Below are 14,529 nucleotides of genomic sequence, written 5' to 3'. Positions count from 1 at the left end.
CTATCCCGCGATATCGACGACACCGCAGTCACCCTCGGCCGAGCCGAAGACGAGCTGCCGGCCGTCCTTGTTCCAGGCCATGGCGGTGATGGCGCCCTTGCCGGGGCGGCGCAGCAGCACTTCCTTGCTGTCGGCAAAGCGCGCGCCGAGGATCATGCCGTCCTGATAGCCGATCGCGACGATGTCTTCGGCCGGATGGCAGCAGACCGAGGTCACCATGATGTCGGCGCGGGTGCCGAGTTCCAGCGGCGCCTTGCCCATCGGGCCGTCCTTGCCCTGGAAGGGCCAGACGATCGCGGCCGGGGCGCCCGAGGAGGCGAGCCATTTGCCCTTGGCTGACCAGGAGACCGACTTCACCTTGGCGGGATAGCCGGTCATGCGCATGTGGCGGGCTTCGGCGCCGGGCTTGGCGTCGAGTTTCCAGCCGTGCAGCGCGTTTTCCTGCATTGTCGTCACCAGGAAGCGGCCGTCCGGCGAGAAGGTGACGCCGGTGTGGGCACCTTTCCACTCGAGATCGATCGGCTGGCCGGAGGTGCCGACCCAATGCAGCGACACGCCATTGTAGCGGGCAGCGGCGATGCGCAAACCCTTCGGCGCGAAGGCGAGGCCCTCGACGGTGCGTTCCTCGGTAAATTCCTTCGTCGTGCCCTCCGCAAGACGCACATGCGTAGTCTTGCCATAGGCATAGGCGACGGCGCCTTGCGGGCCTGTCGCAACTTGCGCGATCCACTTGCGTGGCGCTTCGGTGACCAGCGAGGTGGTGCCGTCGGCGGCCGTACGCATGACCTTGCCGTCCTCGCCGCCGGTCAGCAGCGTGTCGTTGGCGTCGTCCACCACGAGCGACAGCAGGCCCTCATGGACCTCCGTCGTCTTGTGGCCGAGGTCGAGGCGATGGATCGCACCGGTGGCTTCGGCGAAGAAGGGGACGCCTTTGAGATAGGCCACGCCGACGACGTGACCTTCGAGATCGAGGGGAGCGACAGTCGGCATCAGTTCGGCTGCGCCTCGCAGGCTTTGAAGGTGCGCTCGAGCTTTTCACGATCGAGGTCACGGCCGATGAAGACGAGGCGGCTTTCGCGCTTTTCGCCTTCCTTCCACGCACGCTGGTGATCGCCCTCGATGATCATGTGCACGCCTTGAACGACGTAACGCTCGGCATCGCCAGCAAAGGCGATGATGCCCTTCAGGCGCAGGATGTTCGGGCCGTCCGTCTGGGTGATCTTCTGGATCCAGGGGAAGAAGCGATCGGGGTTCATCTCGCCGCCGCGCAGCGAGATCGACTGCACCGTCACGTCGTGGATCGGCGAGGGGGCATCGTGGTGATGATGATGGTCGTGATCGTGGTCATGATCATGATCATGATGGTCGTGATCATGGTGGTGATGGTGATGATCGTGGCCGCAATCCGGACCGCAGGTGTGATCGTGTTCGTGATCGTCCTGGTCGAGGAAGTGCGGATCGTTTTCTAGCGCCCTTTCCAGGTTGAAGGCGCCCTGATCGAGGACCTTGGCAAGATCGATGTCGGAGCGCTGGGTGCGGTAGATGCGGGCCGACGGATTGATGACGCGCACGGTCGCTTCGATGCGCTCCAGTTCCTCAGGTGTGACCAGGTCGGTCTTGTTGAGCAGCACGACGTCGGCAAAGGCGATCTGGTCTTCGGCCTCGCGGCTGTCCTTCAGCCGCAGCGGCAGGTGCTTGGCATCGACAAGTGCGACGACCGCGTCGAGCTCGGTCTTGGCGCGCACGTCATCGTCCATGAAGAAGGTCTGGGCGACCGGCACCGGATCGGCAAGGCCGGTCGTCTCGACGATGATCGCGTCGAAGCGGCCGGGGCGGCGCATCAGGCCCTCGACCACGCGGATCAGGTCGCCGCGCACGGTGCAGCAGACGCAGCCGTTGTTCATCTCGTAGATTTCCTCGTCGGATTCCACGATCAGGTCGTTGTCGATGCCGATCTCGCCGAACTCGTTGACGATGACCGCGTATTTGCGACCATGGTTCTCGCTGAGGATGCGGTTCAAAAGCGTCGTCTTGCCGGCGCCGAGATAGCCGGTGAGCACAGTGACGGGGATCGGCTTCTGCGGGGATGTTTCGGTCATGGGAACCTCTAGGATTTCCGGATGCGGCGGGCAGGCATCCAAGTCGGGTTTCATATAGGAGATGCGGCGGCGATGCGCAAATGGCGCGGGCGATTTTGGCGGGCGCGGGCGGATCGCCTCAGCGGTCTGCGATAACCCTCCTTTCATCAAAATCGGAGAGAGTGCGCGGCAGATCCTAGGGGTGTGCAGGTGAAGACGATTTCCATCAACGGCCGGTTCCTGACCCAGCCGCTTACCGGCGTGCAGCGCTTTGCCCGTGAGATGACCCGAGCGCTGGATGCGCGCATCGCTTCCGGGCAGGTGCCGCATGCGCTGAAGGACGCGCGCTGGCGGCTGCTTACTCCGGGCAAGGCTGTCGACGATCTCGGGCTCAAGGCGATTTCGGTCGAGCGGTTCGGCTCCGGACCGGGCCATGTCTGGGAGCAGGGTGCGCTCTACTGGCGCGCGCGCCGCGATATGCTGATCGGCTTCGGCGGCAGCGGCCCGGTGCTGCACGGCGACCAGGTGGTGGTGATCCACGACGTCACCCTGTTTCGCCATCCGGCCTCGTTCGGGCGCGGCTACCGGCTGTTTCATGGGGCGCTCGGTTTCATCCTTGCAAGGCGAGCAAAGCTCGGCACCGTCTCCAACTTTTCGCGCCAGGAGCTTGCCGATGTCTTCCGCGTGTCGGCTGCTGGCATCGACGTCATCTACAACGCGACGGATCACTTCGCGCGACTTCTGCCGGACGAGGGCGTCATCCAGCGGCTCGGGCTTGCCGATACGCCCTTCTTCCTGCTGGTCGGCACGCTGAAGCCCAACAAGAATGTCGAGTTTGCTGTGCGCGCTTTCGAGGCACTCGGTGCCGGCGACCACAAGCTCGTGGTCGTGGGTGGCACCGATCCGACCGTGTTCCGCGATATCGCGCCCACATCGAAGGGCAACCTGGTCTTTCCGGGTCGCCTGACCGACGAGGAGATCGCCGGGCTGCAGCGCCGCGCTGTCGCCTTCGTCTTTCCCAGCCTCTATGAAGGCTTCGGCATCCCGCCGCTGGAAGCAATGACGCAGGGGTGCCCGGTGCTGGCCGCCGATATTCCGCCGGTTCGCGAGGCCTGCGGCGATGCCGTTTGCTACTTCGATCCGTTGAAGACGGAGGCTTTGGTCGACGCGATGCGGACGATCTCCGCCGACGAGGCCGTTCGCCGAGATTTGCGGCGTTCCGGCTTTGACAATGCGAAGCGCTTTTCCTGGGACGGGAGTGCGGTCGTGCTGCTCAACATGCTGGCGGCGCAGCACACCTGATCCATTCTGCGCGATTTTGGAGCGTCAAAGGTCGAGAACCCGCATCGGGTCCAGTCGACCCCGGACAAAATCACCAAATGCAATCAGATTGCCCTTGAGCCGACCGCGTCTATCGACGAGGCCTTGCGGTTTGAGGCTGCCGAGGATGTTGGCGGCGATGTTGCCACCCATGAGGCGAAGTGCCCATTTCAGTCCGACCGTGCCCTTGTTGCGCAGATAGAGCGGATTGGCGACCTGCGAGTAACCGAAGCGCAGGCCCGAGGTGCGGCCGCGCTTGTTGCCGAGGTGGACGCCGCGCAGCGCCGGCGATTTCACGATGCGCCCGTGCGCGGCCAGACGCCGGCAGAAATCGACATCCTCCTGCCAGCCATAGAGCGGCAGCCGCTCGTCGAAACGGGTGCGTTCGGCGGCAATCGCCGATACGCGGAAGGCCATGTTGCAGCCATAGGCGTTGAAGGCCGGCTGTGTGACATCGTGCGGCTGAGCGCCGGGATCCGTCTCGAGGATCGCCTTGGCATCGGCAATCGATATGCCCGGGCCATGAATGCCGTCGGCCAGAACCAGGCCGGTTGCCACGACGAGATCAGCCTCGCGATCGAACAGCCTTTCAGCCTCGGTAAGAAAATCGCTGCGCGGCAGGAAATCGTCGTCGAAAAAGACGATCAGATCGGCGGTTGTCGCCTGGTCGAGGATGGCGTTGCGCTGTGCGCTGGAACCCTTGTTGCCCGCGACGATACGGGCCTTCAAGGGAAGCGAGCCGATTCTGGCTTCGTCGACGTCCTCCGGCGTGCTTGGGCAGATGACGACGGCGTCCGGTAGTCGCGTCTGCCGCGTCAGATGCAGCAGGGTTTCGGAGAGGACCTCGCGGCGGCCCGCGGTCGCTATGCCGACGACGATGTTCATGGGGCGCTCTCCGCTCTTTCGGCGCGATCTAACCGGAAATTCGTGCAGTTTTTCTTAGCGCCTAGGCCGTGCTGGGTCTCGGCGACCGCATTATCAGCCGCAACTGGTTGAGCGAGAGCAGGCAGAACAGACCACCGACAACAATACCGGTACCGATCGTAACGTAGCTGGTTTCACCGGAGAGGGAGAAGGCCAGCACGGCCGCGCCAAGTCCGGCGGCGGCGAAGAGCACGGGCGGCCAGGAGAAATCGAAGGCGAGCGAGGACATCAGGCGAAGGCCGATGAGGGCGGCGAGGATCGCGCCGATGGCGCTGCCCCAGGCTAACGCCGCATCGTTCGCCCCAGCCAAAGCCAGGACTGCCAATGCTCCAAGGCTTAGAAGCACGCAGTCGGCCACGGCGAGCAGCAGGATCAACGCAAGGCGTTGCCTCAGGTGCAGCGGCGTCGGCAGCATGATCTGTGTCAGCGTGCGAACGAGCGAGAGGACGATGATGGCAGGCGCGGTTGCGAGGAAACCTTGCTGCAGGTCCGGGCTGATGACGAGCCAGGTGGCCGGGAGAAGTGCAGCGAAGATACCGGCGGCCATCATCAGCGCAAAGCTCGTCAGCAGCGCGTAGTATTGCCCGAGTTGGCGGGGAAGAGCGGCGCGATCGCCGGTCCGGTCATGCGCGGCAACGATCTCCGGATATTGGATCGCCTGAAGGGCCGAAACGATGAGCACGAACGGGCGTTGCAGCAGGTCGAGCGCAAGCAGGGCGCCGGCAGCACCCGTCGCGCCGAGCGCCGAGGTGAAGATCGCCTTCAGTGCCAAGGGCGCGAACATGGCGGCAGTGGCGGCCCCGGCCGACACGCTGCCATAGATGAGATGCTTGCGGATACGGACATTGTCGAGCGCGGCGGCTGGGCGCGTGTCGGCGCGGCGGGAAAGAAGGAATGCAAGCAGGCCATAGGCAATGTAACCGGCGAGCAGGCCCGTGACGGTCGACAGGAAGCTTGGCGAGATGAGTGCGCCGAGGAGCGTACCCGCGGCGAGAATGGTGGCGCGGGAGCCCTGCAGCACCGAGAAGGCGCGGAAATCCTGGCGAAAACGCAGCATGGTCAGATGCAGATCGCTGCCGCCTTGTGCGATCGAGACCAGGCCGCCGACAAGCGCCACGACCGGCGGCACGCCGAAGATCAAGGACACGCCCGCCGCGATCAGGCACAGCATGGCGCAGGCGAGGGCTTCGGTCAGGATCGCCCGCCGCTCCGCCGCTTCACTGTCCGCATCCGCCCCAGGGTAGAAACGCATGCAGGCGAAACGCACCCATTCGAAGGCGGCGATCGCAGCGAACTGGCAGATGGAGATGAACAGTGAATAGCTGGCATAGTCGGCCGGCGCCAGCCAGTGGGCGACGACGATCAGCAGGCCAAAGGCGATGACGGCCTGGTAGAAATAGGCGCCGAGCGCAATGATCTTCGCCATGGTTTTTCTGCCCTACGCCGCGCGCATTTGGGCATCTGATAGCGCAAAAGCACAAAGAAAGTGTTTGCCGGCGCGGCCTCAAGCCAGTTCGTCGGGGTCGAAATCCCTGACATCGTCAAGGAGTTCGATAAACCCTCGGACGGCATGGGCGATCAAAATCTCACCCCGTGCCGCCGTGGCAACCGAGGCATTGCCGGCGACACCTTCGCCATTCAGGTCGTGCATCTTCCAGCCGAAGGCGTGGGGACCGTAAGCGCGCAGATGCTTGAAGCGTTCAGAAAATTCGCCTTGGCGGGAGGTGAAATTTTCGGCCTTGGCCATGTCGACCCTGTCCGGATGGAGCGCCAGCATCACCGATGTCTCGATGTCGCCGCCGTGGATGTCCAAGGCTTTATCCTCCGGCTTGATCCAGCCGTCCGGTTGGCCGAAGCGGGTCCAACTCGTCGCGACGGCCAGCATGTTGAAGCGTATGCGCGCTTCGGTCGCGACGATCGTCATCAACGGCGAGTTGCCGCCATGGGCGTTCAGCATCACGAATTTGCGGACGCCGAGGTGATGGAGATCGCCGGCAATGCCGAGCCAGCGCTCGACCGCCTCGCCATAGGCAAGGGTTCGGCTGCCGGCGACATCCATGTGCTCGATGGAGTAACCGACCGGCTCGGCCGGCAGGAAGGTTACCGGCAGGCCGGCGGGCATGGCGGCGATCGTGCGGGAGACGATGCCCTCGGCGATCAGCGTGTCGGTTTCGAAGGGCAGATGCGGACCGTGCTGTTCATGGGCGCCGAGCGGCAGCACGGCGATCCAGTCACGGCGAGCGTCGGCCGGAAGGTCGGTCCGATTGTCCTGCCATCGCGGCTCAGGCATCGACATTTCTCTTCGATCCTCCACGTCAATTGTCGTAAAATTGTTATTTGAGTCATACAGTTCGTAATCGCAAGCTGTATTGTTATAAGTGTTCGACTCGGGGATTCGGCAGGAGGTCCAATGGGCAAGAAGAACAAGGCCGAAAAGAAAGGCAAGAACGGCAAGAAGAAGGACGAGTTCCTGAATGAGCCGCACGATCTTGCCGCTATCCTTGTCCAGGCAGCGCGTTCCATGCGCACCGTACTCTCCCGCAATCTTCTTGAAAGTGGTCTTTACGCCGGGCAAGACGGCGTAATGCTGGCGCTGGCCGAAGCCGACGGCATGACCGCGGGTGGGCTTGCCGCCAGGCTTGGGGTCAAGGCGCCGACCATGACCCGCACGATCGGGCGGATGGAAGCGCAGGGCTTCCTCGAGCGCCGTCCCGACGAGGACGATGCGCGGCTCACCAAGGTCTATCTTACTGAGCCCGGCCGCAACCGGCTGCAGATCATCGCCGAGGCGGGGCAGCATTCGGAAAAGCTCGCGACACGCGGCCTGACCGACAAGCAGGTGCGCACGCTGATGAAACTGCTGCGCGCCGTCGACAGTAATCTCCAGGCCGCACGGGCCGCCGACTGAGCCTTGTTCGCCGCATATTGCCGTGGCGATTTAAACAGTTTAAAAGGGATTTAAATTTATGGCACGCGTACGTCCGCTGGGATGTACGAAAAGTGCCGTGAGGCATGCTGCAAGAACCTCACTCGGATTGGATTGTGGGGCTGCGGCCGGGGGCGGAACAAGGCTACAGGGGGCATCGTGGCGCAAAAGGTCAAGCTTTCGACGATCGCGGAAACACTCGGTCTTTCGACGGCAACGGTATCCCTGGCTCTACGCGACAGTCCTTTGGTGGCGACCGTCACCCGCGATAAGATCAAGGAGCAGGCCCGCGCGCTCGGCTATATCTACAACCGCCGCGCCGCCAGTCTCAGAACATCCCGCTCCGGCATCATCGGCGTCGTCGTGCACGACATCATGAACCCGTTCTACGGGGAAATCCTCAAAGCCATCGAAGCGGAGCTCGACCGCGACAAGCAGACCTTCATTCTCTCCAACCACTACGATTCGGTCGACAAGCAGCGCGATTTCATCGAGACGCTGCTGCAGCTCGGCGGTGATGGCGTGATCATGTCGCCGGCGATCGGTACGCCGTTGGAGGACATCCAGCTTGCCGAGGACAACGGCATGCCGGCGATCCTGATCGCCCGTTCGATCGAGGGCGTGGACGTGCCGATCTTCCGCGGCGACGACGCCTACGGCATCTCGCTTGCCACCAACCACCTTATCGGCCTTGGCCATCGCTGCATCGCCATGGTCGGCGGTACCGACCAGACGTCGACCGGGCGCGACCGCTATCAGGGCTATGTCAACGCGCTGCGCAAGGCCAATATCGAGGTCGATCCGGAGCTGCGCATCCCCGGTCCCCGCACGAAGCAGGGTGGCTTCGAGGCGGCGGTGCATCTGCTCTCCCTGCCGCAGAAGCCGACGGCAGTCGTCTGCTGGAACGACCTGGTGGCGATCGGCATGATGAACGGCATCGCCCGCGCCGGTCTGGTGCCCGGCGTCGATATCTCTGTCACCGGCTACGACGACCTCGAAGAGGCGTCGATCGCCACGCCGGCATTGACCACCGTCTGGAATGGCCAGGCCGATGTCGGCCGCAGTGCTGCCCGCGCGCTCCTCGACAAGCTTTCCGGCAGCCACGAACCCGACGGTATCCATCTGATCAAGCCGGAAATGCGCATCCGCCAATCAACGGGCCCGTTGCGCGTCATCGCCTGAGATCTCCCTCCCGACAGGAGCTGCCCATGTCTGTGAACCGCACGCGCGTTCTCGTGCCCGGAAAGATCAATCAACGGGTCATCGATCGACTGGTCGGGCAATTCGAAGTCGTCAGGATCGAGAGTGCCGATCCAGCATTGGTGACGCCGGATATGCAGGACGTGAAAGCGGTTGCAGTAGCCGGCCGGCTGCCCGGTGCCCTGATGGATGTCCTGCCGCAGCTCGAGATCATCGCCAATTTCGGCGTCGGCTATGACGGCGTCGAGGTCGCACATGCCGCCGCCAAGGGCATTGCCGTCAGCAATACACCGGATGTTCTGACCGAAGAGGTGGCCGACACGGCGGTTGGTCTTCTGCTGAATACACTCCGGCAATTGCCTCAGGCAGAACAATGGCTGCGCCAGGGACGCTGGAGCCGCGAGGGCGCGTTTTCTCTGTCGCCGCTGTCCCTGCGCGGCCGAAGCGTCGGTCTTTACGGCCTCGGTCGCATCGGGCTTTCGATCGCCAGGCGGCTGGAAGCCTTCGGGGTGTCGATCGCCTATCACACGCGTAGCCCGCGCGAAGGCCTGCCCTATGCCTACCATCCGACGCTCGTCGGCCTCGCGGCGGCGGTCGATACGCTCATTGTCATCGTGCCCGGCACCGAGGCGACGCGGCATACGGTGAATGCGGAGGTTCTCGTGGCGCTCGGCGGAAACGGCGTGCTGATCAATGTCGGGCGTGGTTCGACGGTCGATGAGGCGGCGCTGATCGCGGCGCTTCAGAAGGGCGTGATCGCCGGCGCCGGGCTCGATGTTTTCGAGAACGAGCCGCAGGTGCCGGACGCGCTGATGGCTTTGCCGAACGTGTCGCTCCTGCCGCATGTGGCCTCGGCCTCGGTGGTCACACGCAACGCCATGGCCGATCTCGTCGTCGACAATATCGCAGCCTGGTTTGCGACCGGAAGGGCTTTGACGCCGGTGCCGGAAACGCCGTTCAGCCGACGCGTGATTTGACACCCGGCGTCGTTGCCTCAGGCGGCGATGCGGAAGCCGTGATGTCAGGCGGCCAAACGGCCGGCGGCGTAAGTCCGCACCGCGTCGCCGAAGGCCCTGAACAGGCTGGCGGAGGGGGTGTCGGTGCGCACCCAGTATTCCGGATGCCATTGTACGCCGACGGCAAAGGCCTTGGCGCCGATCACCGAAACCGCTTCGATCGTGCCGTCGTCAGCCACCGCTTCGACAGCCAGGCGCGGAGCAGCGGCGCCGATCGCCTGTCGGTGCAACGAGTTGACGCGGATGCGGCCGGCGCCAAGCACGGGCGCGAGGCAGCTCCCTTCCTTGACGATGACGTCCTGGCGGATGCCATAGGCAACGTCGAGTTCCTTCACGTCAGGCTTGCGGTGATCCCAGATCCCCGGCTGATCCTGGATTTCGCTCGCCAGCGTGCCGCCGAGTGCGACGTTCAGTTCCTGGATGCCGCGGCAGATGGCAAACAACGGCACACCGCGCTCGATCGCGCGCCGGATCAGGGGCAGGCTGGTCGCATCGCGGCCGGGATCGAAAGGTCCGTCACTGTCCTTGGCCTCGCGGCCATAGAGCGAGGGATGAACATTGGAGCGGGCTCCGCTTGCAAGCACGCCGTCGACGCGGTCGAGGATTTCGTCAATGTCGTTGCCGGTTTCGAGCGCCGGGATGAGGAAGGGCATGACGCCGGCGCCTTCGACGGCGGCGCGCACATATTGATGGGCAACGACATGCCAGACATTGCCGTCGAATTCGCGGAAATCGCAGGGGATGGCAACGACAGGTTTCGACATCATCAGGCTCCGTAATACGCTTAAGAAAAGCCTTGCCTTCAGATGCTGATGAAAGTCAACTGAGAACGTAGTGAGCGTGATCACCGCGCTGATCCAAGGCGGATCGGTAGCGAACACGAACTAAAAACGGCAAGAAATCGCAGGTAATTCTTTAAGATCGAGTAACCATCGCGCACGCAAATTCTGGATCGTCCGCCCGCATCGCTGAATTGTCGAAGTTGCAGTCGGGCCTTTTGTGTCGTGGATACCTATGTTTGGTTGCATAAACCGAGTACTGTTCAGCGCGGTTCGCACTATTGAGTTGAACTCTTGGGTCTTGCCGGCACGGCCCTGTGGTTATTCTGGGATTCGGTACTTTTTTCGGGGCGTTAGACGAAATCATTCGTTAAGTCATCACCCCTAACAATCCGGTAAACCGGAGCTTGGTTCATGATGCGACTTGGACAGAGCGCTCTTCCGACTGACGTGTATCTGTCATCCGTGAGCTCGCTCTACGAACATCGCAAGACGTTGCTGATCGGCATGTTGTCGCATGTCGTGACGTTTCTGCTCGTCTATCTCAAGACCAGTGATCCGCTTTATCTCGCCTGCTCCGGCGTGATCTTCGTGCTCTGGGCGCTGCGCAATGTCGATATGGCGCGGTTCGACCGGCAGGATTTCTCCAATGCCGACCGGGCGATGGTCCGCAAATGGGAGAACCGCTATATCGTCGGCGGTGTCAGCGTCACGCTCACCTGCGGCATCGCTTGCGGTTATGCCATTGCCGTCAGTCAGGATTCCTTTTCAGAGCTTGCGACCATATCGGTGACGCTGGCCTCGATGATCTCGCTCGTTGGGCGCAACTACGGCTCGGAGCGGGCCGTGCTTCTCCTGTCCTCGTCCGCATGCCTGCCGATCGTGATCGGCCTGATGACGCTGCAGGACGTGTTCATGCTGGCGCTTGCCTTGCTCATCCTGCCGTTCATCCTTTCCACCTGGATGATGGCCAACAATGTGCGCGCCTTTCTCTATGAGAATGTTTTGGCGGCGCGCGAGATCGCGACGATTGCCGGCCAGTTCGACGCGGCGCTCAACAATATGACGCATGGCTTGTTCATGCTGGATGGCGACGGCCGCGTGGTGGTGGCCAATGAGCGTGCCAGCGAGTTGCTGGCGCTTGGCGACAGGACCGAACTCAAGGATTGGCTGCTCGATGACGTGATCCGGCGCGGTGCGCGGCGCATGCGGCTCGATGCCGAAAAGACCAAGGCGATCTCGCGCCAGCTCGATCTTCTGCTCAAGGGCAAGCGCCCGCAGGTATTGATCCCGGTCAGCGAGGAACTGCACCTCGAGTTTTCCGCCAGCCGCCGCGACAATGGCGATATCGTGCTGATCTTCGAGGACGTGACGGCACGCGTACAGGCGGACAAGCAGATTCTGCACATGGTGCGCTTCGACAAGCTGACCGAGCTGCCGAGCCGCGACTACTTCGGAGAGCTGGTTGTGGCCGCCGCAAGCGGCGACGAGAAGGAGGACCGGCTCGTCGGCCTGATGGTCCTCGACGTCACCGAGTTCAAGCATGTCAACGACATGCGCGGCCACATCGTCGGCGACAAGCTGCTGCAGGCGATCGCCGGCCGGTTGAAGGCGCTCGCCGGTGATGATGCGATCGCGGCGCGGCTGATGGGCGACGAGTTTGTCGTGTTCTTTCCGAACAGGGCTGACGTGGCCGATCTGGAAGAGCGGATGCGGGGGCTGCACACGGAACTGCGCGGCACCTATGTTGCCAGCGGCTTCACCTTCAACATGACCATGAGCGCGGGCTTCGTCATCGCGTCGAACGTGGATCTGAAACTCGAAGACCTGCAGATCAAGGCGGATCTCGCGCTTTCGGAAACCAAGCTGCGCAACCGCGGCGGCTGCACTGCGTTCGAAGTCGAGATGGACGCCCGCTATGTCGACCGCCAGAAGCTCAAGGCGGATTTGCGCGAGGCGATCAATGCGCGCAGCCTGACGCTTTCCTACCAGCCGATGTTCGCGCCGAGCGGCGGCCGGGTCGAATGCTGCGAAGCGCTGGCCCGCTGGACGCATCCGGAGCGCGGGCCGGTGCCGCCGAACGTGTTCATTCAGCTCGCCGAGGAACTGGGGCTGGTCACGGAGATCACGCGTTTCGTGCTCGACCATGCATGCCGGGATTGCATGGACTGGCCGAGCGATGTGTCCGTCTCCGTCAACCTCTCGGTGCTCGATCTACGCAGCAGCGAAATCGTCACGATGGTCACGGATGCGCTTCAGGCAACCGGCCTCGATGCTTCGCGGCTGCATCTGGAGGTCACCGAAAGCTGCCTGATGGACGAGCCGCTCAAGGTGCAGGCGATCCTGCGCGAGCTGCGGGGTCTCGGCATCACCATTGCCATCGACGATTTCGGCACCGGATACTCCAGCCTCAGTTATCTCGATGCCCTGCCGGTCGACATCATCAAGATCGATCGGTCCTTCGTGCGCAACATCCGTGAGGATTCGCGCCGCTTCAAGCTCCTGCGCGGGACGGCAAATCTTGCCCGCGCCCTCGGCCTGCGCATCGTCGTCGAAGGCGTCGAGACGACGGATCAGTTGCAGCTCATCACCGAGCATAATTGTGCCGATTTGATACAGGGCTTCGTCTTCGCCGCCCCCATGCCCGCTTCTGCTATTGCAACGCTTTGCAAGAACGGTGTGCCAAAACGAGGCGCTAAACCCAGCAGCAAGCGCATCGCCTGACGCTGCGACCCCAAATTCCGTTCCGTTTTGATGCTGCGCATTCGGCAGCAAGCCCTTGATTAGTTGGGGCAAATGCATCTCGATTTGGTGCGTTTTGCTCCAAATCAACCGAATTAATTTACGAATTTTTAGGGTTAACAAAAAGTTAACAGTGAACTGTTCCGTTTTGCGGTTGCCGCCCCATTTTCCGTCAATAGGTTAACGATTTGTTAACCATGAGGTCTGGAATATGGGTGAGACGATTCACCAGGCGGAGCCTGGGCGTTTTTCTGAAAAGCTGATGCAATTGCTCGATCGTGTCGAATATCGGCGGGTCGAAACCGGCGAGGACATGGAGGACATCGCGCGGCTGCGTTACAAGTCCTACAAGTCCGTCAATCTGATGGAATTGACGGGCTCCACGCTGATCGACGATCTCGACTTCGACAGCCACGCGTATGTCTTCGGCATCTATCTCGATGAGAGCCTCGTCAGCACCGTGCGCGTACATCACGTAACGCCGGAGCACCGCGCCAGCACATCGGGCCTGATCTTCGGCTCCGAGATCGACGCGTTCCTCGATGCCGGCATGGTTTTGGTCGATCCGGGCCGATTGGCGGTCGACCCTGATGTCATCGGTGACGATATGCGGGCGCTTCCCTACCTGACGCTCCGCCCGGTCGCCATGGCCTGCGAATACTTTTCCGCCGACCGTTGCCTGACGGCCTGCCGGCCGCGCCACACCGCCTTCTACAAGCGCATTTTCGCCTCCGAGACCGTGGTCGCCAAGCGCGAGAACCTGGGGGTCTACAATGCCGATGGCGCCCTGCTCGTGGCGCAGGTGAGGGGGCAGCGGCCCTCGATCCTCGACCGCTACCCGATTTTCGATTCGGAGCCTTTCGAACGCCGCATGATGTTTGCCGATCGCAGCGAGGTGCCGTTCGCGCCGCTGACGATCCTGCCGACCGCGCGCATGGCGCAAACCGGTTATGGACGCTCTTATCGAACCTCCGTCTTCCGCTAGCAGTCTTCGATGTCGACATCGGATGGTGAGGCGCGCCCGTGCGCGCCACCCTTGCCGCCGGCCGCGACATATCGCCCCATCAGGTACTGCTAAAGGACGGGTTTTCGTTGCACCCGGCCTAAGCATTGTGTAAGGGCAGCTATAAGGGTTTTCGCGACTTTTCGCGGGAGCCATGCTTCGATTAGGAGCGGCGGCGATCAAGGGTCGCGCCGTGGCATTCAGGGAGAATTTGAACGATGGCTGAGCATCATTCTGGACCGGTCGATGTGGGCGCTTCGATGGATTATCCGGAGCACGAGAAGACCTATCTCATGTTCCTGAGCGCATCGAAGTACGGCACGCTGTTTTGCGTGGCCCTGTTGATTGCCATGGCTGCCGCATTCTTCACGACTATGGGCTTCTTCTCCTCGCTCGTGCTCTTCATTCTGCTCAACGTCGCAGGTTTCTTCTTCCTGCGCTAATCAGCGTCATTGGACCGATTGCCGAGGGGCTTGACGTTTCCTCGGCAACCGGGCGCGAGCCCGGACGAAGGTGCATGCCGTCGACTGGAGGCGTCGAC

At 62.5% G+C, this 14,529-nt stretch carries 13 protein-coding genes; 7 read left to right on the top strand and 6 right to left on the bottom strand.

All coding sequences use genetic code 11. From position 1 onward, the window contains the following. Together AC070A_RS17790 and AC070A_RS17785 are read right to left on the bottom strand one after the other, a co-directional pair. Entirely contained in the window at nt 1-990 is a 990-nt protein-coding gene (locus tag AC070A_RS17790; protein ID WP_492384743.1) for a WD40 repeat domain-containing protein, read from the bottom strand. Continuing rightward, nucleotides 990-2,099, bottom strand: a complete 1,110-nt coding sequence (locus tag AC070A_RS17785) for a CobW family GTP-binding protein (RefSeq protein WP_112996762.1) — start codon at nt 2,097-2,099, stop codon at nt 990-992. The genes AC070A_RS17790 and AC070A_RS17785 overlap by 1 nt, the downstream gene beginning before the upstream one ends. Before the next feature lie 189 nt (nt 2,100-2,288). Between AC070A_RS17785 and AC070A_RS17780 the strand changes: the two genes are divergently transcribed. Beyond that, the gene (locus tag AC070A_RS17780) at nt 2,289-3,380 is read left to right on the top strand and encodes a glycosyltransferase family 4 protein (RefSeq protein WP_112996780.1); all 1,092 of its coding nucleotides are present in this window, start codon (nt 2,289-2,291) and stop codon (nt 3,378-3,380) included. A gap of 24 nt (nt 3,381-3,404) precedes the next feature. Here AC070A_RS17780 and AC070A_RS17775 read toward each other — a convergent pair whose 3' ends face one another. The 3 genes from AC070A_RS17775 to AC070A_RS17765 all read right to left on the bottom strand — a co-directional run bounded on the left by AC070A_RS17775 (nt 3,405) and on the right by AC070A_RS17765 (nt 6,618). Beyond that, the gene (locus tag AC070A_RS17775) at nt 3,405-4,283 is read right to left on the bottom strand and encodes a glycosyltransferase family 2 protein (protein ID WP_112996761.1); all 879 of its coding nucleotides are present in this window, start codon (nt 4,281-4,283) and stop codon (nt 3,405-3,407) included. Between the two features lie 61 nt (nt 4,284-4,344). After that, nucleotides 4,345-5,748, bottom strand: a complete 1,404-nt coding sequence (locus AC070A_RS17770; RefSeq protein ID WP_113737097.1) for a polysaccharide biosynthesis protein — start codon at nt 5,746-5,748, stop codon at nt 4,345-4,347. Between the two features lie 78 nt (nt 5,749-5,826). Further along, entirely contained in the window at nt 5,827-6,618 is a 792-nt protein-coding gene (locus AC070A_RS17765; RefSeq protein ID WP_112996760.1) for a creatininase family protein, read from the bottom strand. Nucleotides 6,619-6,732: 114 nt separating this feature from the next. On the opposite strand from AC070A_RS17765, the gene AC070A_RS17760 reads away from it, so the two are divergent. The 3 genes from AC070A_RS17760 to AC070A_RS17750 all read left to right on the top strand — a co-directional run bounded on the left by AC070A_RS17760 (nt 6,733) and on the right by AC070A_RS17750 (nt 9,425). Continuing rightward, nucleotides 6,733-7,230 (top strand): MarR family winged helix-turn-helix transcriptional regulator, encoded by a 498-nt coding sequence (locus AC070A_RS17760; protein ID WP_057254581.1) that lies wholly within the window; start codon nt 6,733-6,735, stop codon nt 7,228-7,230. A gap of 177 nt (nt 7,231-7,407) precedes the next feature. After that, nucleotides 7,408-8,430: a LacI family DNA-binding transcriptional regulator gene (locus tag AC070A_RS17755; protein WP_057254582.1), complete on the top strand. Its 1,023-nt coding sequence runs from the start codon at nt 7,408-7,410 to the stop codon at nt 8,428-8,430. 32 nt (nt 8,431-8,462) lie between these two features. After that, nucleotides 8,463-9,425, top strand: coding sequence for a 2-hydroxyacid dehydrogenase (locus AC070A_RS17750; protein WP_112996779.1), 963 nt, complete (start codon nt 8,463-8,465; stop codon nt 9,423-9,425). 44 nt (nt 9,426-9,469) lie between these two features. On the opposite strand, the gene AC070A_RS17745 is transcribed toward AC070A_RS17750, so the two are convergent. Further along, nucleotides 9,470-10,228: a gamma-glutamyl-gamma-aminobutyrate hydrolase family protein gene (locus AC070A_RS17745; protein ID WP_057254824.1), complete on the bottom strand. Its 759-nt coding sequence runs from the start codon at nt 10,226-10,228 to the stop codon at nt 9,470-9,472. Nucleotides 10,229-10,657: 429 nt separating this feature from the next. On the opposite strand from AC070A_RS17745, the gene AC070A_RS17740 reads away from it, so the two are divergent. The 3 genes from AC070A_RS17740 (at nt 10,658) to AC070A_RS17730 (ending at nt 14,431) form a co-directional block, all read left to right on the top strand. After that, nucleotides 10,658-12,967 carry a putative bifunctional diguanylate cyclase/phosphodiesterase gene (locus AC070A_RS17740; protein ID WP_112996759.1) on the top strand — a complete coding sequence of 770 codons (2,310 nt, stop codon included), beginning with the start codon at nt 10,658-10,660 and terminating at the stop codon, nt 12,965-12,967. Between the two features lie 229 nt (nt 12,968-13,196). Beyond that, entirely contained in the window at nt 13,197-13,970 is a 774-nt protein-coding gene (locus AC070A_RS17735) for an N-acyl amino acid synthase FeeM domain-containing protein (RefSeq protein ID WP_058325254.1), read from the top strand. A gap of 236 nt (nt 13,971-14,206) precedes the next feature. Next, on the top strand, nt 14,207-14,431 hold the full coding sequence (locus tag AC070A_RS17730) for an aa3-type cytochrome c oxidase subunit IV (protein WP_057254585.1): 225 nt from the start codon (nt 14,207-14,209) through the stop codon (nt 14,429-14,431). The last annotated feature ends 98 nt before the right edge of the window (nt 14,432-14,529 follow it).

This window comes from Ensifer sp. GW101-20A05 (assembly GCF_059424735.1).
This window is presented reverse-complemented; position numbering and strand designations above follow the sequence as displayed.

Coding starts and splice junctions, on each gene's coding strand:
- AC070A_RS17745 (WP_057254824.1), bottom strand. CDS start 10,228: ATGTCGAAACCTGTCGTTGCCATCCCCTGCGATTTCCGCGAATTCGAC.
- AC070A_RS17790 (WP_492384743.1), bottom strand. CDS start 990: ATGCCGACTGTCGCTCCCCTCGATCTCGAAGGTCACGTCGTCGGCGTG.
- AC070A_RS17730 (WP_057254585.1), top strand. CDS start 14,207: ATGGCTGAGCATCATTCTGGACCGGTCGATGTGGGCGCTTCGATGGAT.
- AC070A_RS17735 (WP_058325254.1), top strand. CDS start 13,197: ATGGGTGAGACGATTCACCAGGCGGAGCCTGGGCGTTTTTCTGAAAAG.
- AC070A_RS17785 (WP_112996762.1), bottom strand. CDS start 2,099: ATGACCGAAACATCCCCGCAGAAGCCGATCCCCGTCACTGTGCTCACC.
- AC070A_RS17760 (WP_057254581.1), top strand. CDS start 6,733: ATGGGCAAGAAGAACAAGGCCGAAAAGAAAGGCAAGAACGGCAAGAAG.
- AC070A_RS17770 (WP_113737097.1), bottom strand. CDS start 5,748: ATGGCGAAGATCATTGCGCTCGGCGCCTATTTCTACCAGGCCGTCATC.
- AC070A_RS17740 (WP_112996759.1), top strand. CDS start 10,658: ATGATGCGACTTGGACAGAGCGCTCTTCCGACTGACGTGTATCTGTCA.
- AC070A_RS17775 (WP_112996761.1), bottom strand. CDS start 4,283: ATGAACATCGTCGTCGGCATAGCGACCGCGGGCCGCCGCGAGGTCCTC.
- AC070A_RS17765 (WP_112996760.1), bottom strand. CDS start 6,618: ATGTCGATGCCTGAGCCGCGATGGCAGGACAATCGGACCGACCTTCCG.